We start from the raw sequence: 19,702 nt of genomic DNA on the forward strand, positions 1-19,702 counted from the left end.
TAGATTAAAATTTGATGGACAATCCAAAATTATATGTCTTGCTGATATAGGTATTATAGGAAACCTCAGGATCCCATCCGGTAGGATATTTGTCGATAGAAAAAAGATCGTTACCGGAAACGAAAAGGCGCACCTGACTTAGTTTAAGTCTTTCGATGATTGCTTGTGGAATGGTATAACCTACCACAATGCTTTTAAGTCTAAAATAACCGCCCCCAAAGAGCCAGTAGTTAGACATAGCATAGTTATTATTTTCGGCTCCCGTATAGGACAGGCGTGGATATTGAGCATTCAAATTTTGCTCCGTCGTGTTATAATTACTCCAGTATTTCCCGTCGATAAGCGCTGGCGGATTGGTCCATGCTGAAAAGAATGGTTTAACCATTTGTTCGGACATACGACTGTTTTGCTTCCCAACTCCCTGGAAACTGAGAGATAGATCGAAGCCACTGTAATTTAAGTTGACATTTCCTCCGTAAATATATCGGGGAAGCGATCCACCTAGCAAGACGCGGTCGTAATCGGGACTGATCTTTCCATCTGGCGTGCCGTCGGGCCCACTAATATCCTTGTATTTCACGTCGCCAGGCTTTACCGAGGCATACAGTTTCGGAGATTGTGCTACCTCATCTTCAGTTTGGAATAGACCGTCAGACAGATAACCATACCATTCATTAAATTCACTATCTTTTCGGATGATTTGCGAACCATCGAAGACGATACCGCCCAGCTCTCCCATTTTTGTTTTAGAGTCCGATAAGTTCACGGAAGCCGAATAAGTTAACTTTCCAACCTTATCTCTCCACCCCAGCTGCATATCCCAACCTTTGGTGTTCATTACGCCGGTATTTTGATTAGGATTCTCGAAACCCATATAATCCGGAATTTCGAGCTCCAAAAGCATATCCTTCGTGTTTTTCTCATAAATATCCGCAGTCAGCGTTAACTTATTCTGAAAGAAATAGGCATCGAGTCCTAAGTTCGTACTGGTTGTAGTCTCCCAACTGATATTATTGATTGCATAAGCATATTGGGCCGCGGTGGTGGTGGACAACACTGTATTTCCTTGATAGAACAGGGCATTGGAATAGCCAATTGATGACTGATAGGGATAATTACCAATTCTTTCATTACCAAGCTGGCCCCATGATGCCCGGAGTTTCAGATAGCTCAGAGCAGTGGATTTAGGCATAAATGACTCTTCTGAGATGACCCAGCCTGCTGAAATAGATGGGAAAGAACCCCAACGATAAGCGGGTCCAAGTCGGGAAGAACCATCATATCGTATATTGGCCTGTAAGAGATACTTGTCCTTATAATCGTAAATAATACGGCCAAAATAGGATCTATATGCCGATTCCGTAGCATTTCCCGCATTCCGCATATAGTCCAAAGGAGCCAAATCTAGGTAAGGAAATTTATTGAGTACATAATTCTCTGCCCTCGCCGACAGGCTTTCATTGAAGGTGTAATAGTCCTCGTAACCGGCTAAAATGTTGAAATTATGTTCCTTAAAGCTTTTGGTATAATTGGCAAGGAATTGCTTGGTAAAGGCTTTCCCGTCATTCCTGCTCTCATGGAGGGAGGTGGCATTATAGCCTGAAATATAGCCTGCTGCCACCGTAGGGTCTTCTGCCGCTGTATATGGAATTTTCTTTTTAAACTCTTTTCCTTTGGTATTATACAAATAGGGCGATACGACTCCAGTCAAGGTCAGCCCGTCTACTGGCTTATACTGCAAGGATATTCTACCGTTCAACTTCTGATTGATACTATTGTCAAACCCACCGTTATGTAGGGCGGCATATACATTACTACCGTTTTGCCCTTGTCCAATTCTACCATCGGCCCACTGGGCAGCAAAAACGGCAGGATATCTCTGAGCATCCCATATTGGGTTTAAGGTAGGAGCCTTTGAGGTAGTATGATTAAATGAAAAGTCGATATTGGCCGAAAGCTTTTCTGTAATATCTATACTGGTATTGACCCTTGACATGATTCTTTCGAAAGATTTGTGATCATATAAGGCCGACACATTTTCATAGTTTAATGATGCGTTGGATTTGACCTTATCATTGCCTGCCGAAAAATTTAAATAATGACTATTTCGTGGAGCAGAGTCTTTCACGATGAGCCCTACCCAATCGGTCATTGGATAGCGGTCGGGATTTTGCTGATGGTAGGCTGCATAATTATCCACCTCGTCCTTGGAGTATAGGCTATACTCCCCTCCAGGCTTGTTCCCTGAGTCATTCCAGGTAAATTCATTAATCATTTGCAGATACCGTTGCGCTGAGACTGTTTTAGGAAATGCGGTGGGCTTATCGATTCCAAAGTTGAATCGATATTCTAAACTTGTCTTGTTAGTTTTAGCCTTTTTCGTAGTAATCAGAATGACCCCTGCCGCTGCTCTGGCCCCATAAATTGATGCAGAGGCCGCATCCTTCAGTACGGATATATCCTCGATATCATTAGCATTAACATCGTTCAGGCTGGCCACGGGCACCCCGTCCACGATGACCAATGGATTACTATCTCCTATGGTAGTAATCCCTCTTATACGTACGCTGGCCGTTGCACCCGGTTCGCTGTTAGACCTGGTAACCATAAGCCCGGGCACACTACCCTGCAGGGACTGAGAAAGCTGGGTAGTATTTCGCTCTGCCAGCCTTTCGCCATTTACTGCCGAGATGGCACCGGTGATGTCTTTCTTCTTGGCTACCCCGTATCCTATTGTTACGAGTTCATCCAGACCAATAGCCTCCGATTCCAGGACAACGTCTATCTGGGTCTGGTTCTCTACTTTTATCTCTTGCGTTTTCATTCCAAAAAAGGAAAATACCAGGGTCGCATTCTGAGGAACCGCAGCTATGCTGTAGCGACCTGTGTCGTCTGTAATCAGGGCATTTTCGGTGCCCTTGACCCGGACCACAGCACCAGGGAGTACATTGCCTCCCTCGTCCGTTACTTTTCCTGTTAAGTTTGCCGTGTTCTGAGCAAACGCGCACAAGGAAAAATTCAGTAGAACGAATAGAAAATAAAGTTTTTGAGCCATAAGGTTAAGTTTAGAATTGAACAATTTCTGAGTAGATGAGAGAAAAAAGCACTGCGTTTAATTTTGTTTTAATTTCTTTTGTTTTATTTACTTTATAGCTCCAAAATTAAAACTAATAAACATTCTTAAATCAAAATGAATTATTAATAACAATTTTTTAACATTCCAAAATCAACATCTAAGCCCTTAACCATCCTGCTTTCAGTGGTAACTCACCGGGGGATTCAGGACGCAACCACCTTAGGTGATTCCTTTTTGACCATGACCCATAGTACCAGAACTGCAACAGGATGCAGGAAAGCCATGGCCACAAACAAGCCTTGCGAACCGACTGTACCTATATACTGTCCCACGAAGTAGTTAAAAAAAACTGCCCCCGCGGCACCAAATCCGCCGGCAATCCCAAGCACACTGGAAACATTCTGGACAGGAAAAGCCTCAGCAATGACGACACTGATCGTAAAAAGCCAGCTTAAACAGGCCACCGCAACCAAACTAAAGACAAACAGGGTTTCAAAAGGGCCGGGCAAGTAGGGAGTCAGCGCACAGAGGGGAGCTACTACCGCCACAGAGGTCAGCATTATTTTACGGGCACGAAGAGGCTCCTTACCATTTTTAACCATCCTATCAGACCACGCAGAGGTAGCAATAGCACCCAAATCGGCCACGAGAAAGGGGATCCATCCAAACAACCCCATCTGTACAAGGGACAACCCAGACTCTTCCTGTAAATAGCCCGGAAGCCAAAAAAGACAAAAGTACCAAACCGGATCGCTTACAAACCTGATCAGCAAAATACCCCATAGACTTTTCCTGGTCCACAACTGCCCCCAGCTAAAGGCTTTACTGCCCTGAAGAGCCCCCGAAGGATTGGAAGAGGCTGCCAGTATGGATGCTGGAGGATCTTTATAAACCGTGATCCACATCAGTGCGATAAGCAACCCAATGACTCCAGCAATAATGAAAACCATATGCCAGCTATAAGAAATGGTGATCCATGCCACTAAGGGAGGAGCAATAATTGCTCCTATAGAACTACCCGCCACGCAGAGACTATTGGCAGTCGCCCGTAACTTCCCAGGAAACCATTCGGTAATTACTTTTAGCTGTGCAGGAAAATTGGTAGGCTCAGCCATGCCCAACAATGCTCTAAAAAAGGCAAACTGGGCTATCGTCCGGGAGATACCGCCTCCCAAACAGGCCACAGACCAACCTACAACACCCCAAAACATGACTTTTTTAGCCCCAAATTTATCAACCAACCAGCCAGAAACAGGATACATGACCGCATAACACACCGTGAATATATTTACTACAAATGCATAGCCATCGTCACCCAGATCAAACTCTTCCTTGATAACCGGCTTTAAAATCGATAGGATCTGCCGATCAAAATAATTGAATACGATCGCTATAAAAATTATAAAAATAATCAGCCAGCGCCTTTTGTCTGGGTTTGCAAATGTGGATATCATTAAACGCCTCTATTATTAAATGGTGGGTATATAATCGCTGGGAACAAAACCAAGCCTCCTTCTTCAACTACAAGTTTAAGACTATAATTTCTTATGATTATTTTATTCAAAGTAAAGAACTTAAACATTATGAAACAATAAAAAAGTAGAATTAAATATTTTGAAAGTACATTTATCTGGCCAAACACATGAAATTTATAGGTTATTTTATATAAAAAACAAAATAATACAAGGATTATCCGCTCCTAGAGAGATCCCTTCATGGAGCCACAACATATTTTACGATTTCAAATACTTGGAAATATTTAAAGCATATCAATATTTAAGATTTTCATTTTGTTATTTTGTTATTATTTAAATTTGAGGTGTCAGATTTAAAGTTTTTAGATACATTTACGATATCGAGCCAAAATTTTAAGATTTCAATGAAAAACATTGTAGACAGACATCAACTCATTCTTAAAAAACTTAAGGAAGATGGGAGGGTAAGCATTAATGAATTAAGCGAAATCATGGAGGTTTCTGGCGTGACCATCAGGAAGGATTTAAAACTACTCGAGGATAAGAATTTATTATTCCGAACCAGAGGAGGAGGTTCGCTGGACAATCCTTATGCGAATGACAGACCTATAGTAGAAAAAGAATTTATCAATTCGGGGGAGAAACAGCGTATAGCGAAAGCCGCGTTGCATCTGATAGAGAACACAGATTCCATTATGATCGGGTCGGGAACCACGGTTTATGAATTAGCAAAATGCCTGTACCCGGCCAAATCGTTGACGGTGATCACTCCAGCCCTCAAGGTTGCCCTGGAGCTCTGTAACCGACCTAATGTCGAAGTATTGCAGCTCGGTGGGCTGATTCGCGCAAATTCCTCATCGGTAGCAGGAAACCATGCATTAAGGGTTTTGGAAGAGATATCCTGTGGCGTCCTATTTATAGGTGTGGATGGAATCGATGCCGATTTCGGATTATCCATTAGCAACTTATCCGAATCCACTTTGAATCAGAAAATGATCGAAACGGTTCAGAAAGTTGTCGTGCTGGCCGACAGCTCCAAGTTTGGCAAACGAGGATTGGGGAAAATATGTAATCTTGATCAGGTCACCTATATCATTACGGATCAGAAATTATCGGCAAGTTATATAAAAGCCATCGAAGAGCATGGCGTAAAGGTAATTATCGCAAAGTGACAGAAACTTCTACTTCTCCCCTACCTGGACTACTTTATTGACCAGATCTGCTCCTTGCCTGAATCGGACACTCCTAAGGAGGAAAGCTATCATTACGAAAAAAGCGGCCCCTATTAATTTAGAGGCCGCTTTTGGTATTGTAACTGATAAAATTATTATTCTAAGGATGGGTTAAAAGTCCCTCCCCAGTTGCTATTCTGCTCTAAGTTTGGATTCCGATCCAGTACATCCCTTTGGATAGGAAAAAAATAATAGGTTTCGGGCACAACATTGATCTGAACACCAGAACGGGGTACCTGCAGAATGCTGTATTTAAAATTATTTTCTGTCAAGGTATAGGCGTCTGCTTTGGAACGCGCTTCACTCATGGGCATCGCCTGTCCACCCGGCAAGGTAGCGATCGCCTCCAGACCGTGCTTGGTAGTTCCATCAAGCCGGTTCAACATTCTGAGCCGACGCAGATCCCAGAACCGATGCCCTTCAAAACAGAATTCGATATTACGTTCGGCCAAAATGGCCTCCCGCATGGCTTCCTTACTCCGGGCCGATATACCATACCGACCATCGCTGCCTGGCTCAATACCGGCACGAGCTCTAATCTGCTTCAAAATCATCAAGGCCTCGTCAATCTTACCCACTTCATTTGCTGTTTCCGCATAATTAAGCATTACTTCAGCAAACCGCATCAATACATAATCTACATCATACTGCTGCACCTCAGCCTGTGTAAGGTTCAACAGGCTGTTTTTAAGAATAAAAAAACCGGTATACCGATCAATATTTGTTGAATTCACCCCTGCATTAGGGTTAATTCCAAAATCGTCGAGCTCATGAGCAATGCCCAGGGCGGTATATTGTCGTTTATTCACCTTGCCTGATACTGGGTAATGTTTTCCGTTCCACACAATCGACTTATCAAAGCGTGGATCCCGGTTTAACCAATATCCCTGTAGAAATTCTTCTTCGGTCATATAATAGGATCCATCTGGATCATTATAGGGGCGACCGTCTTTCATGGGAAACTCTTTAACAAACTCCCAGGTAGGAACCGCATACGCGGGGCCCCGACTTTCTGATCCGGGACGTACGCCATTATCCCAGGAGGCCGTTTTGTTTGGATAGGAATTAATAACGGTAAAAATCGTTTCAGGCCCCTTCTCTGTCAGAGCGATCTGACTGTAGTCGTCTACCAAGCGATATCCCCGGGCTTTCAGGGTCTCGTAGGCAATTTTGTTGGCATCATAGGCCGCCGCCCAATAGGTATTATTCCAGGGATTACCCGGGTTAAACTGTGGCGAGGCCATATTTAGCATCACTTTAGCTTTGAAAGCCAAAGCAAAACTGGCATCGATTTTTCCATAATTTGCTGAACTGGCAAGAATACGCTCCGGGAGCAGTTTTATAGACTCGTCCAGGTCCTTTAAAATCAGGTCGAAACATTCTTTGGTCGTATTGCGTTTTACAAACAAATCGTCCTCATACCGATCCTGCGGAACGGTAATATAAGGCACGCCGCCATGGTATTGCACCATTTCGAAGTAGCTGTAAGCCCGCATAAACAAGGCCTGACCCGTAATTTCCTTTTTAGCAGACTCAGACAACCTGCCCTTTTCCACTTCTACTAGGGCCTGGTTGATCAGCCGAATGCGACTGTAATTCCAAGATTTAAACTCCGAGTTGGTAATGGTCACCCGGTCCGAATAAAATGGGATGCCGGCCAACTGTTGACTAAAGGCATCTGCTGCCGGCGACCAATTCCCAAACATGGGATACAAATTGGCCATATAGGCATTGGCCAGATTTTCATCGTTCCATACCAACTCGGGATTATAATTATTTATATCTTCTATCTCAAGGATGTCCTGACAGGAGAAAAAGCTCCCGCAAAACAGTGCCATTGTAAAAATAATTTTTTTCATTTTTGTCAGGATTAAAATTTAAAATCGACTCCAACGGTAAAGGTCTTCATGACCGGAAATGAGTCATAATTCTTTTGTTCGGGATCATGAAACTCCTTCATTGCTGAAATAGAAAACAGATTGGTACCATTTACATATAATTGAGCACTGGCCAATTTTAAGCCAGACAACCAGTCCTTCGGCAGATTGTAAGCGAGGTTCAGGTTCTTTAAGCGCATATAAGCCCCATTTCTGATCCAGAAAGAAGTTGCTCCCGTGCCGGATTCATACCAGTTTTGACCCACAGGTCTAGGATAGGCGGCATTAGGATTTTCGGGAGTCCATACATCATCGGCCCAAATGGGATAATATGGCCTCACTGCTCCTCCGTGCTGTCGCATTCCAGCGCCTTCCTGATTACTTATAATGCGATCATATGCGCCTACACCTTGAAAATGCGCCATGATTGATATTCCTTTATAAGCCACATTCAGGCCCATCCCATAATTAATGCGTGGCGCACCTTTCTTGGAGAGTACCTGTATATCGTTTCCATCTATCTTACCATCGGGCCCGGGAGAATACCCATCCCCTCTTACATCTTCAAAATACAGACCTCCCAAATACGGGGTACGACCATATTGTTTCAGTCCGCTTTCCAAGATGGCATCGAGCTGTTCCTGAGTACGAATCATTCCCAGGGCTTTCAAGCCAATAATACGGTCGGCAGGATTCCCGACAGCACTCTGAAAATGGCGGTTTCCACCTTCGGCAAAGGCAGGCCCCTCGTCTATGATATCCCAGCGGTCTACTGCATAACCCAGGTTAGCAGAAACCGAGTAGTTCACCTTATTGTCCAGGGCTTTATCTCGCCATTCCACGAAAAATTCGCCCCCTCTCCATGACCGAGCGGCATAGTTTTCGGGTGCAAGGCCCTGCCCATAATTATCTGGAAGGGTCACCAATCGGGAACCCAGAATATTCCTTTCCTTTTTCAAAAACATGTCCAAGGTTCCATACAGCCTGTTTTTGAGCAAACCAAAATCCAGACCAATATTATAAGATGTTGAGGTGGCCCAGGTAAGATTGCGGTTGGGCGTAGCTCCTGGAGCAATGCTCTGGTAAAGTCTATCACCAAACATATAGCTGCCGGAGTTACTATATACATCGTTATAAGCAAAAGACCTGATTTTCTCGTTATATACGTCCAGGTCATTTCCGGTGGTACCGTAGGAGGCTCTTAACTTAAGATCGTCAAAGAAAGAGGTAGCATTTTTGAGAAATGCCTCTTCCGAAATTCTCCAGGCTCCCGAAAACGAGGGGAAAAAGCCCCATCTCTTGTGCTGAGGAAATAGCGTGTTGCCATCATACCGAAAGGAGAATTCTGCAATGTAGCGGCTATCAAAATTATAGTTGAAGCGTCCAATCCACGACTGCCGGGCACCGATCTCCTGCCATAGCGATCCATTTCGTCTCTCCGTATCGTTCGAATAGACAAAGGACTGATCGTAAGAGGTTAAAGGCGCCTCCAATTTGGCATAGGTCCCATAGCCTCCATTTTCTGCCTGCTCGTATACCATCAGAGCCTCGACACCGTGCTTATTAAAGGTTCGTGAGTAGTTGGCGAACCAGTTGAATTGGTAACTCCAACTCGTACGAATGTCCTGGGAGAGGAAGGGCTGGTTATTACTAAAAGTAAATATATTAGTTTTATTTTCGTCGGGGGGAGCAGGTATGAATCGGTTGCCATTCGGATCAGCCTGGTTAAATACGTAGTTCTTTTGGAAGGTCAGGTATTTTTTGCGCATATAGTCCCCTGCCAAATAATTCCCTACAATTTTGGTAGAAAGTCCGGGTATCAGTTTATCCAATTTGATATCCACCGATAGAATGGAATTCATATTACGACGACGGGTTTTGATATAACGCTCACCCACCACCTGATCAATCACACTCCAGGCTTGCCAGCTACCCATCGGGGTTTGCACTGGAAATTCAGTTATATGATTTACCGGTGTCCCATCCGCTTCAGTATAAAATGGATATGTTTTTGGCCAGTTAAAAGTTACTCTATAAAGATCGGAAACGTCGAAGTCATCCTCTCCCGTAAAAGGCCAATAGAAACGGTCGTGGTTTTGCTGTGTAGCGGACACATTCAGATTTACTTTAATCGCGTCGGTAATTTCGGCCGTTACATTGGTACGCATATTAAACTTATTATGCTCCAAGCTTTTGTATGACCCTTCCTCGCCGCGATAGCTCAGAAGGGAATAATAGGTGAGTTTTTTATCTCCGCCCGACACACTGAGCGATTGCCGGTGACTGTAAGGGTTTTGCCATATAAAATCGTTTACATTGTATTTTTTATCTCTAAAATATTCAAACTCCTCCGGTCCGTTAGGAATGGTTGTCCCCTTAAATTCGGCTACTCTGTTCTGATACAGGAGCTCATCTTCCGCAGTAGTAAGGTCCGATAGTAGGGTCTGGGTAGGACGCCCAGTAGTGAAATTGGACTGGAAGTTAAAGGTTGGCTTTTGCTTTTGCCCCGATTTAGTTGTTACCATTACCACACCATTTCCGGCGCGGGAGCCATAAATGGAAGCAGTAGCGGCATCTTTTAAGAAACTTAGCTGATCTACCTCCGAAGCTTCCAACATATCAAAGGCCTCTTTATCCCTGACAATGCCATCAATTACAAATAATGGATCGCCAAAACTCCCACGCATCCGGATAGAGGAGGAAGCGCCAGCAAGCCCCGATGTATTGGTAACATTCACCCCCGGGGCCCTACCAGCTATCGTATTGGAAAGATTAGATGCAGATTGTGTATTGAGATCTGAACTATTTACCGTGGAAATGGCTCCCGTTAAATTCACTTTCTTCTGTGTTCCATAGCCTACTACCACTAGCTCTTCCAATCCTTTGACGTCGGCAGTCATTTGAATTTCCAAGGTAGTTCTGTTGCCTATAACCACCTCCTGGGAATTGAACCCGACGAAGCTAAACACCAGTACAGCCTCGCTATTAGGGACTTCTAACTGCCATTTACCTTCAACATCTGTTGAGGTCCCCTGGCTCGATCCTTTTAGCAGAACACTCACTCCGGGAAGTCCCACCCCAGAATCATCCACCACTCTACCACTTACCACCAATTTTTGTGCCTCAACAAGAATGGTTTCAGCTTTTTGCAAATTCATTTGTTTGGGCTTTGCAGTTGGACCATTTATCTTTCGAATGACAACGTTTTTGTCGACAATTTTGTAATGCAATGGCAATCCTTCAAAACTAGCCTTAAGCACCTCTTCCACCGAGGCATTGCTCAAACTGACACTGGCTTTAAAACCCCTCAGATCGTCGGGGCTATAGAAGAATACATATTGACTCTGACGCTCCACATGCTCCAGAATCTTTACTATGCTGGCATTATGTTCCTTTACAGTAATTTTCTGAGCAAAACCGGTAGCCTCAACCCTGACTAAAATGGCTGTCAGAAAAAAAGTGACTAATTTGAGTTGCATAAATATTCTCTTTTTGAGTGGAGCCGACGAGCCATATCCCATAAAAAAGGGGTATAACCAGGCTTTCAAAAGCCAGCTTCTGTGCTCCCTGGCTTTTCCGAGTAGATGAAAATTCATTATATTTACAGGGGTTAAGTTATAACTATTCGATACATCGTAGATGGTGTTGAACACCGGTAGCGGAAAGTGAAAGCAAAAATCTAGGCCGGAGCGGTGCTGAGAACACTACTTCGGCTGCCTTTTTCCCTACCCTTTCATTCAGGGAGGCCTAATCTCGGTTTTCATATGATACAATTAAGGGTTAGGAATAGTTAATACATTTTTTCTTTTATTGGGTTACGAGAATTTTCCCTTTTACTCCCTCCCTGTTAGAAGGCAGCATTTTAAAGTTCACTCCCGCAAATGTTATAATCTCTAGTATCTGCGAAGCGTTGACATTCCGATGTATCTTCCCTGAAAATGTTTTTTGAGGAATGTTACCAGCATATTCCACCTCCACATTATACCAGCGGGCAATTTGATTCATCACTACCTCGATACGATCGTTATGAAATTGAAATAACCCTTCTTTCCAGGCTGTAGTCTGTGATAGGTCGACTTTCCTTAACTCATAATGACCCTTTTCATTCAAGCTAGCCTGGTCTCCAGGCTTTAAGCTGACCTGGCTGGGCCTCCCCAGAGGCCCCAGCTGAATAGACCCTTCCACCAAGGTGGTCTGTATTTCCGAATCATCTAAATAGGCGCTGATATTGAAGGCAGTACCGGTCACGACTACTTCCTCCCGATCCTGTATATTCACGATAAAGGGCAAATCGGCATTCGTGGCAACATCGAAGAAGCACTCTCCTGTGACGCGGACCTTCCGAGAATTACCCGCAAAAAATGTGGGGAATTCGATAGAAGACTTAGCATTGAGCCAGACCTGCGTACCATCGGGAAGCACTATACGATACTGCCCGCCAGCAGGTGTACTTATAGTATTCAAAATAGGTTTCTGGCTGCCTTTCCCTGCCTGACCTTTCCTATCATATTCCAAAAGTCCATCTTCTCGTTTGAGAATGGCTACATCTCCTTGCTGGGCTATAGGTCCGTTGTGCTGCCCGTCCAGCTGCAGCTTACTACCATCCGACAAGGTTAGTGTTGCAACATTGGAGCCAGGCTCGAAGTCAGAAAGAATCGGGACCTGTGCAAGGGATGTTTTCTCCTTACTACTGCTCATCCAGTATAAACTTCCGACCAGAGTTAGAATGATGAGAATAGATGCAGCTGCACTAAACCAGGCCTTTTTCCATAATGGCAAAACCTTACTCTTGTCACTGATATTTTCTGAAATATGATCGGCCATAGCCCAGCCTAATGCATTTTGCTGTTCGGGGTGCAGGGAGTCAAGGATGTCGGGATGATCTTCAAAATAGGTATAATATCGGTCCACAAACTGCCGTTCAGCTTCTGTAGCTGTCCCTTCGACATAACGTCTGATTAATTCTTTTAAATGTTGCTTATTCTGAAGGTCCATTCTCAGGATACGGTCAAGAAAAATAATAGGACGCATCATTCCATAAAGAAAGGTCCTATCTAGTTGTACCGAGAATGTGTAAAACTCCCAAATAAATTTGAAAAAAATTTCACAAACATTAAAAGGATTAAGGAATCCTTCGGCAAATAGACCTATCTACTGAGACAATCACCCAGAAATGGAAGAAAAAGCAGAACTTTCCCCAACTGCCCTTTCAGGCTATGGGAGGCAGTTGTTAGCTGATTCTGGACGGTCTTTTGGGATATATCAAGCATGAGGGCTATATCAGAAGTATTATGCCCTTCCATATAATGCAGTAAAAAAATTTCACGTCGCTTTTCAGGTAAGGTTGCCACCCAGCACTCGAATAAAGCTCTGGCTTCTGCTTCTCTGATGGAGTCGTCGGCATAAGAGCTGCAGGCAAGGGAAACGGGTAGCTGATCGACAAAATAGGAACGTTCCTGACTTCTGCTGACCATTTTTATAACCTGAAAACGCACGGCGGTATGAAGATAGGCTTGAAGATTCTCAATTTCGAGGCTGCGTTTACGTTCCCACAAATCGGTAAAAATATTCTGAACAATATCCTGTGCCTGCTCTAGGTCCTGTAAGCGTTTAAACGCAGCATTTAAAAGGGCCTTCCAGTAGCGTTGGTAGATTTCGCTAAAGGCGCTCGCATCACCCTCTCTCAAGAGTAAAATTAGCTCCTTATCATGATGTATACCTTCATAGGACATAATAACAGGGATAAGTAGGAGACAAGAAACCTGAATAAGAATTACTATATGCGGCAACCCAAATTTTATAAAAAAATTTCAAAATGCCACATTCATTTTAAAATTAATATAGAATAGCCTTCATAAAATTTCCGAAGAATTTTGTAACCTTAGGGTAAGAAACTATCCAATCATCACTACTCAAGCCATATTTAAACTATGGTTCGTTTACCCGTCACAGAAGACCGGCCAAACTAGCTACTGCCGTTGCTGAAGCCCCTTGATCAGATACATAAGGTCATTAAGTCGAATGATATACATGGTTTGCAGCAGGTTCCCGAGTTTACCATCCGGAAAGCCCTTTCTTTCAAACCACTCCAGATAACTGACCGGTAAATCCATTATCAACCAGTCCTTATATTTGCCAAATGGCATTCGATAATGGAGTAATGCTCTTAAAATCTCGGGGTCGGGTAATGAAGGATCTGTCATATAGGTTTAGCGACCTGACCAGAAGGCTGGCCTCCTGCACGTGAAGCGAAAATGAGTTCGGTTTTGATGTCAAAAAGCCTCTTTTCCAGGCCCACAGGATAGGTATGCGGATTTACAAATCGCTTGATACCCTGGTGAAAATTCCTCAACTGATCCTGTACTCTCCTCTTACTATCTTCTATAGAAGGTTGATCATAAATCAGATTACCATTACTAAAAACGGGTTGTAGCAGGTCCTCGTATTCAAGTTCATTCTCAAAACTCCTGTTTTTGGTGAAGTCGTAGGGATCTACCATAAGGGCATTCCCGCCTTTATATTGATCTATATCGTAAATCATATCGGCCAAAAATCCCTTAGCATCTCTGTATCGACGAACCTGCTGGACTCCGGGGGTGGAAACTTTAATGGCTTGCTCCGAAAGTTTTATTTTATATTCCCACGGCCCACGAGGATCTCGTATGGCAGCTAACTTATATACACCACCCAAGGCGGGTTGATCGAAAGCCGTGACCAGCTTCGTACCAATCCCCCATACATCAATCTTGGCTCCCTGTATTTTCAGGCTGTCCATAATGTATTCGTCCAGATCGTTGCTGGCAACGATGGATGTAGACCCAAATCCTGCTTCGTCCAATAACTTGCGGGCTTCAATACTCAGGTAAGCAAGATCCCCGGAGTCCAAACGAATTCCCGCCAGGTCATACCCTCTTTCCTTTAGTTGCCTTCCTACCATAATGGCATTTTTCACACCTTGCAAGGTATCATAGGTATCAACGAGCAAGTTGGTATTATTGGGCAGATAACGGGCATAGGTTTCAAAGGCCTCCAATTCCGAATCGAAGGTCATGACCCAGCTATGGGCATGAGTACCTTTTACCGGAATACCATATAATTTTCCCGCCAATACATTGGAAGTGGCATCTACCCCACCGATATAAGCTGCCCGACTGGCAGTCATCCCTCCGTCGGGCCCCTGCGCCCGACGGAGGCCAAATTCCATCAGGGTATCCTTCTGGGCTACCAGCCGCATCCGCGCTGCTTTGGTGGCTATCAAGGTCTGGAAATTGATTAAATTCAACAAGGGTGTTTCCAGGAGCTGACATAACATGATAGGTCCCTGGATGCGTAGTAAAGGCTCATTGGGGAACACAACCGTACCTTCTGGTACGGCATCAATATGGCAGTCTAGCTTTAGCTCTCCAAGATATTTCAGAAATGCAGGCTCAAACAAGGCCTCACCATCGCTACCTGTAAGTGACCCCAAATATTCTAAGTCCGATTGATCGAAACCAAAGGCGGATATATACTCTATCACACTACCTAAGCCGCAGGCTATGGTGAATCCCCCCTGAAAAGGATGCTTTCTGAAATACAGGTTAAAGACGGCCTCTTTTCCCGCCATACCAGATTTCCAATAACCATAAGCCATTGTCAGCTGATATAGATCAGTGAGCAGGCCCAAAGAGGTGTCGTATAATTTATTAATCATCTTATCGTATTCATTGCAAACCAATTTATCCCCTATTTACTAAAATATTATCGCTATAGCCAGCGAAAGCTTATTTTACCTCCTGCTCAGACTCATTTTTCTCGCTTACCTCGGCCCTGAGGGTTAATATTTCGGAGTTTATATGCATTTCTGAACCAGTTATCGACCCAGAAATACCGCTTACACATCAAAAATTGATTTTTTTAACCCATCGTGCAACCTTTGTAACACAGCGGCCATCCTTACCCCGGAGTATATTTCACAACATCATAATGATTAACCATTCATCCAAAATCAGAACCATTTGTGTATTAAAAGGTTCTATGTTATACAAAGTACCTACTTTTACAATGTAAACAAAAAGAACGCCGGCCAGCGCAAAGTAAGAGGAAAGCAAAAACAAAGATATACCATCTATTAGCCATGAAAAATTATCCATTAATACTGATAGCCCTGCTATTCGGTACCCTAACTACTTTTGCCCAAACCTCCCAAGGGGAGATAACTGGCCAACTATTTGATGAGAAGGGAGCACCCTTCCCATTTGTCAACATGCTCCTGCTCCACGGCAGCGATTCCACACTTATAAAGGGGGTAATTACCGATGAGAAAGGTCAATACCGCTTTGAAAGCATTAAAAATGGAGAATACATTGCTCAGGCTTCTATGGTTGGTTACCAAAAAGAATTTACAAATAAATTCAAGGTCGAATCAGCCTCTGTTAAACTGCCCGACATTAATATGCATCCGGAGTCACAAGCCCTTGGAGAAGTTACGGTGGTGGCCAAAAAGCCATTTATTGAACAACAGATAGACCGGACCGTTCTCAACGTGGAGAATAGTATTGTATCGGCGGGAGCCACTGCTTTAGAGGTGCTCGAAAGGGCTCCTGGCGTAACGGTCGATCAACAAAACGAGCAACTTAAACTCCGTGGAAAGGGAGGTGTTATTGTACAGATCGATGGCAAACAGACATTTTTATCTCAACAGGAGCTAATTGCTTTACTTCGAAACACGCCGAGTGACAATATTGAAAAAATCGAACTTATTACCAATCCAAGTTCCAAATACGACGCTGCCGGCAATTCTGGCATCATCAATATTAAGATGAAAAGGAACAAAAATTTTGGTACCAATGGAAATATCAGTTTAGGGCTCACTCATTCCAGGTTTCCAAGAACGAATGTTACCGCGGCATTGAATCATCGGGTCGGCAAAATAAGCAGCTTTATAAGCCTGGGTACTTTCTACAATAAGGGATTTAATAATAACGACATTTACAGGAAAATCCCTTATGAAGACAAGGTTACCATTTTCGATCAGCGTACTGAGCGTGTAATGGAATCTAAATACCATAATATCAGGGCCGGTTTCGATTATTATGCTACAGAAAAAACTACCATTGGCGTGCTCGTCTCCGGGTTTCTTAACGACTGGGGAACGGTAAGCGGCCAAACGAACACGAAAATATTAAACCAGGATCTTCAACTGGACCGGACCTTTAACACGCAAATCGACAATGCAGGTAAGCTCAATAATGTAACGGCAAATCTCAATCTAAAGCATCAGTTCGACAGCAACGGTAAGGAACTTACAATGGATGCGGATTATGTAAAATACGGAGGTAAAAAGTATAGCAACCTTAACACCAGGTACTTTAGTGTGGGGGGCGAGCAAATCGGGGCATCCGAAGAGGTTAGAAACAACATGCCTTCAGACATACAGATTGGGACTTTTAAATTAGATTATACACAACCTCTGGGTAAAGGAAAATTTGAAACCGGCTTAAAAACCAGCTATGTTACTTCAGACAATGATATGATTTTTGAGATCAAGAATGACACATGGGAAATAGACCCATCCCGTTCCAATCAATTTATCTATACTGAAAATATTAACGCAGCCTATTTGAATTACAGCGGTTCCTTAACCAAACGGATAAAGTATCAACTGGGTCTGCGGGGAGAGCATACGCATTCCCTTGGAAATTCGGTGACCTTAAACAGTAAAACGGATCGGAACTACCTAAATATATTCCCGAGCGTGTTTATCTCGAACCAACTGGACACCAATAATGTAATAAATCTATCGTATAGTCGCCGCATCGACCGGCCAAACTATCAATCGCTTAACCCCTTTGAATTCTATTTGGACCCATATACTTTTTCTAAAGGAAACCCAAATCTTAGACCTCAGTATACCAATTCGTTTCAATTGATTCATGTATTCAAGAATGCCGTAAATACCACCCTGGCGTACAGCCGTATCAAGGATGTAATTTCAAATGAGCTTCCTCAGCAGATCGCCTCGGAGAATAAGACATTTGTAACTTCACAAAATCTGGATACACAGGACAATTTTAGCGTCACCGTTTCCATGCCCATACCGGTTAAAAAATGGTGGAACATACAAACGAATCTTACGGGTACATATGACCATTATGATTCTTATTATCTGCAGGAGAAGCTCGAAATCAAGCAATATTCCTGGAATATTTACGCCAATAATCAATTTACCTTACCCAACGACTGGTCCTTCGAGCTCTCGGGATGGTATAATAGTAAAAGTTTTTACGGGTTGTATAGAGCAATGCCCATGGGGATGATCAATGCGGGGGTACAGAAAAAAGTCTTCAATAAGAAAGGCAGTGTTCGGTTCAATGTCAATGATATTTTTTGGACGAACCAGTTTAGGGGACATGCACAATATAAAGACATAGACTTCACTGTAAAATCGCAATGGCCGAGTAGGCAATTTCGGGTAACATTTACCTATAATTTTGGAAATCAAAATGTAAAGGGTGCCCGGCAGCGTCAAACCGGCTCAGACGATATGCAAAAGCGTGCAGGAGGAGGTAATTAAGGTTTTGGAAGTAAAAATTAGTTAGGTTTGTTATGAAGTAAAGCCATCTCGCGGTGCGGGATGGCTTTCTCGTATTTCCAAAAAATCAGTTGCGATTACCCCCGTAATGCGGCCACACCAGGAAGCTCTTTTCCTTCCATATATTCAAGGAGAGCGCCTCCACCAGTAGATACATAGCTCACGCGATCACCGTAACCAGCATTATTGATTGCTGATGCGGAGTCCCCTCCACCGATAAGAGAAAAGGCATCATTCTCTTCGGTAGCTTTCACTACAGTCTCGGCAATAGCATTGGTACCTTCAGCAAAGCTAGGGAATTCAAAAACTCCCATAGGCCCATTCCACAAGACAGTCTTAGATTTGGCGATAATTTCTGAGAACAACTTAATCGTCTCAGGACCAATATCCAGGCCTTCCCAGCCATCAGGTATTTTGCCTACACCCACCACTTGTTTGTTGGCATCGTTGCTAAAATCATCGGCTACCAGATTGTCTACAGGAAGCACCAGGTTCACGCCTTTTTCAGCCGCCTTCTTAATCAATTCCAGCGTCAAATCCATCTTATCGGCTTCCAATAAGGAATTTCCGATATTGCCTCCCCGAGCCTTGGAAAAAGTATAAGACATTCCTCCTCCAATAATCAGGTTGTCAACTTTATCTAACAGGCGCTCGATAATCAATATTTTATCCGATATTTTTGCTCCGCCCATAATAGCGGTAAAGGGGCGCTCAGAGTGTTCGAGCAACCTTTCGGCATTGTCTAGCTCGGCCTGCATGACATAGCCGCATACTTTATCTGTGAAGAACTTACCAATAACCGCTGTTGAGGCATGAGCACGATGGGCAGTACCAAATGCATCCATTACCCATACATCTCCAAGTTTTGATAGCTTTTCAGCAAAAGATTCGTCTCCTTTTTCCTCTTCTTTATAGAACCTCAGGTTTTCCAAAAGCAAAACTTCTCCAGCGGCCAGATTAGCAGCTAGTTCAGAGGCTTGGTCACCTATGCAATCCTCAGCAAACTTAACAGTCTTACCCAAAATCAATGAAAGAGGGTTAACCAAATGCTTTAATGAAAATTTCTCAGTAGGCCCATCCTTCGGTCGCCCCAAATGGGACATGAGAATAACAGATCCACCGTCGTTTAATATTTTTGTGATAGTAGGGATAGTTGCCCGGATTCTGGTGTCGTCGGTGATCTCAAATTTGTCATTCAAGGGAACGTTGAAGTCTACCCGAACCAAAGCCTTTTTTCCGGAAAAATTGTAGGAATCTAATGTAATCATATGATTGTAAAGTTGTTTTCCATTCAAAACAAATGTAATTTAATTCTGAATAATATGCTACGTTATGTTGAAAAGGAGCCATCAAGACTTATAAAAATACAATTATTACAAAATATTATTCCAGAAACCTGCAGTTTTTACAAATTTTTAAGAAGTTTAGGCATCCCATAGCTGGCCTAGGATATGATAATTGAAGCCAGC

Annotated in this window: 11 protein-coding genes; 2 read left to right on the forward strand and 9 right to left on the reverse strand. The window is 43.4% G+C overall.

Features of this window, described 5'->3' with window-relative positions; translation table 11 throughout:
• Nucleotides 1–4 precede the first annotated feature (4 nt).
• Both X939_RS0112435 and X939_RS0112440 read right to left on the reverse strand, forming a co-directional pair.
• Nucleotides 5–3,055: a SusC/RagA family TonB-linked outer membrane protein gene (locus X939_RS0112435; RefSeq protein ID WP_025763603.1), complete on the reverse strand. Its 3,051-nt coding sequence runs from the start codon at nucleotides 3,053–3,055 to the stop codon at nucleotides 5–7.
• Between the two features lie 224 nt (nucleotides 3,056–3,279).
• On the reverse strand, nucleotides 3,280–4,530 hold the full coding sequence (locus X939_RS0112440; protein ID WP_084299465.1) for an MFS transporter: 1,251 nt from the start codon (nucleotides 4,528–4,530) through the stop codon (nucleotides 3,280–3,282).
• A gap of 425 nt (nucleotides 4,531–4,955) precedes the next feature.
• Here X939_RS0112440 and X939_RS0112450 point away from each other — a divergent pair, with 425 nt between their 5' ends.
• Complete coding sequence (locus X939_RS0112450) at nucleotides 4,956–5,723, forward strand: DeoR/GlpR family DNA-binding transcription regulator (RefSeq protein ID WP_025763605.1); 768 nt, start codon at nucleotides 4,956–4,958, stop codon at nucleotides 5,721–5,723.
• 155 nt (nucleotides 5,724–5,878) lie between these two features.
• Here X939_RS0112450 and X939_RS0112455 read toward each other — a convergent pair whose 3' ends face one another.
• From X939_RS0112455 to X939_RS0112480, 6 genes are all read right to left on the reverse strand, one after another.
• Nucleotides 5,879–7,642, reverse strand: a complete 1,764-nt coding sequence (locus X939_RS0112455) for a RagB/SusD family nutrient uptake outer membrane protein (RefSeq protein WP_025763606.1) — start codon at nucleotides 7,640–7,642, stop codon at nucleotides 5,879–5,881.
• Between the two features lie 11 nt (nucleotides 7,643–7,653).
• A complete protein-coding gene (locus tag X939_RS0112460; RefSeq protein ID WP_229236054.1) occupies nucleotides 7,654–11,256 on the reverse strand; it encodes a TonB-dependent receptor in 3,603 nt (1,200 codons plus the stop codon).
• 211 nt (nucleotides 11,257–11,467) lie between these two features.
• Nucleotides 11,468–12,694 (reverse strand): FecR family protein, encoded by a 1,227-nt coding sequence (locus tag X939_RS0112465; protein WP_044199346.1) that lies wholly within the window; start codon nucleotides 12,692–12,694, stop codon nucleotides 11,468–11,470.
• Nucleotides 12,695–12,807: 113 nt separating this feature from the next.
• Nucleotides 12,808–13,392 carry an RNA polymerase sigma factor gene (locus tag X939_RS0112470; protein ID WP_025763609.1) on the reverse strand — a complete coding sequence of 195 codons (585 nt, stop codon included), beginning with the start codon at nucleotides 13,390–13,392 and terminating at the stop codon, nucleotides 12,808–12,810.
• Nucleotides 13,393–13,629: 237 nt separating this feature from the next.
• Nucleotides 13,630–13,863: a DUF3820 family protein gene (locus X939_RS0112475; protein WP_025763610.1), complete on the reverse strand. Its 234-nt coding sequence runs from the start codon at nucleotides 13,861–13,863 to the stop codon at nucleotides 13,630–13,632.
• Nucleotides 13,860–15,353 carry a nicotinate phosphoribosyltransferase gene (locus X939_RS0112480; RefSeq protein WP_025763611.1) on the reverse strand — a complete coding sequence of 498 codons (1,494 nt, stop codon included), beginning with the start codon at nucleotides 15,351–15,353 and terminating at the stop codon, nucleotides 13,860–13,862. The genes X939_RS0112475 and X939_RS0112480 overlap by 4 nt, the downstream gene beginning before the upstream one ends.
• A gap of 423 nt (nucleotides 15,354–15,776) precedes the next feature.
• On the opposite strand from X939_RS0112480, the gene X939_RS0112490 reads away from it, so the two are divergent.
• On the forward strand, nucleotides 15,777–18,215 hold the full coding sequence (locus X939_RS0112490; RefSeq protein WP_025763613.1) for a TonB-dependent receptor: 2,439 nt from the start codon (nucleotides 15,777–15,779) through the stop codon (nucleotides 18,213–18,215).
• A gap of 95 nt (nucleotides 18,216–18,310) precedes the next feature.
• Here the strand turns inward: X939_RS0112490 and X939_RS0112495 are convergent, their stop codons facing one another.
• Nucleotides 18,311–19,501, reverse strand: a complete 1,191-nt coding sequence (locus X939_RS0112495; RefSeq protein ID WP_025763614.1) for a phosphoglycerate kinase — start codon at nucleotides 19,499–19,501, stop codon at nucleotides 18,311–18,313.
• Nucleotides 19,502–19,702: the final 201 nt, after the last annotated feature.

Source organism: Dyadobacter tibetensis Y620-1 (assembly GCF_000566685.1).
Taxonomy (GTDB): Bacteria; Bacteroidota; Bacteroidia; order Cytophagales; family Spirosomataceae; genus Dyadobacter; species Dyadobacter tibetensis.

Excerpts from the sequence above, each read along its gene's own strand:
- X939_RS0112435 (WP_025763603.1), bottom strand. The coding sequence starts at position 3,055 with ATGGCTCAAAAACTTTATTTTCTATTCGTTCTACTGAATTTTTCCTTG.
- X939_RS0112440 (WP_084299465.1), bottom strand. The coding sequence starts at position 4,530 with ATGATATCCACATTTGCAAACCCAGACAAAAGGCGCTGGCTGATTATT.
- X939_RS0112450 (WP_025763605.1), top strand. The coding sequence starts at position 4,956 with ATGAAAAACATTGTAGACAGACATCAACTCATTCTTAAAAAACTTAAG.
- X939_RS0112455 (WP_025763606.1), bottom strand. The coding sequence starts at position 7,642 with ATGAAAAAAATTATTTTTACAATGGCACTGTTTTGCGGGAGCTTTTTC.
- X939_RS0112460 (WP_229236054.1), bottom strand. The coding sequence starts at position 11,256 with ATGAATTTTCATCTACTCGGAAAAGCCAGGGAGCACAGAAGCTGGCTT.
- X939_RS0112465 (WP_044199346.1), bottom strand. The coding sequence starts at position 12,694 with ATGATGCGTCCTATTATTTTTCTTGACCGTATCCTGAGAATGGACCTT.
- X939_RS0112470 (WP_025763609.1), bottom strand. The coding sequence starts at position 13,392 with ATGTCCTATGAAGGTATACATCATGATAAGGAGCTAATTTTACTCTTG.
- X939_RS0112475 (WP_025763610.1), bottom strand. The coding sequence starts at position 13,863 with ATGACAGATCCTTCATTACCCGACCCCGAGATTTTAAGAGCATTACTC.
- X939_RS0112480 (WP_025763611.1), bottom strand. The coding sequence starts at position 15,353 with ATGATTAATAAATTATACGACACCTCTTTGGGCCTGCTCACTGATCTA.
- X939_RS0112490 (WP_025763613.1), top strand. The coding sequence starts at position 15,777 with ATGAAAAATTATCCATTAATACTGATAGCCCTGCTATTCGGTACCCTA.
- X939_RS0112495 (WP_025763614.1), bottom strand. The coding sequence starts at position 19,501 with ATGATTACATTAGATTCCTACAATTTTTCCGGAAAAAAGGCTTTGGTT.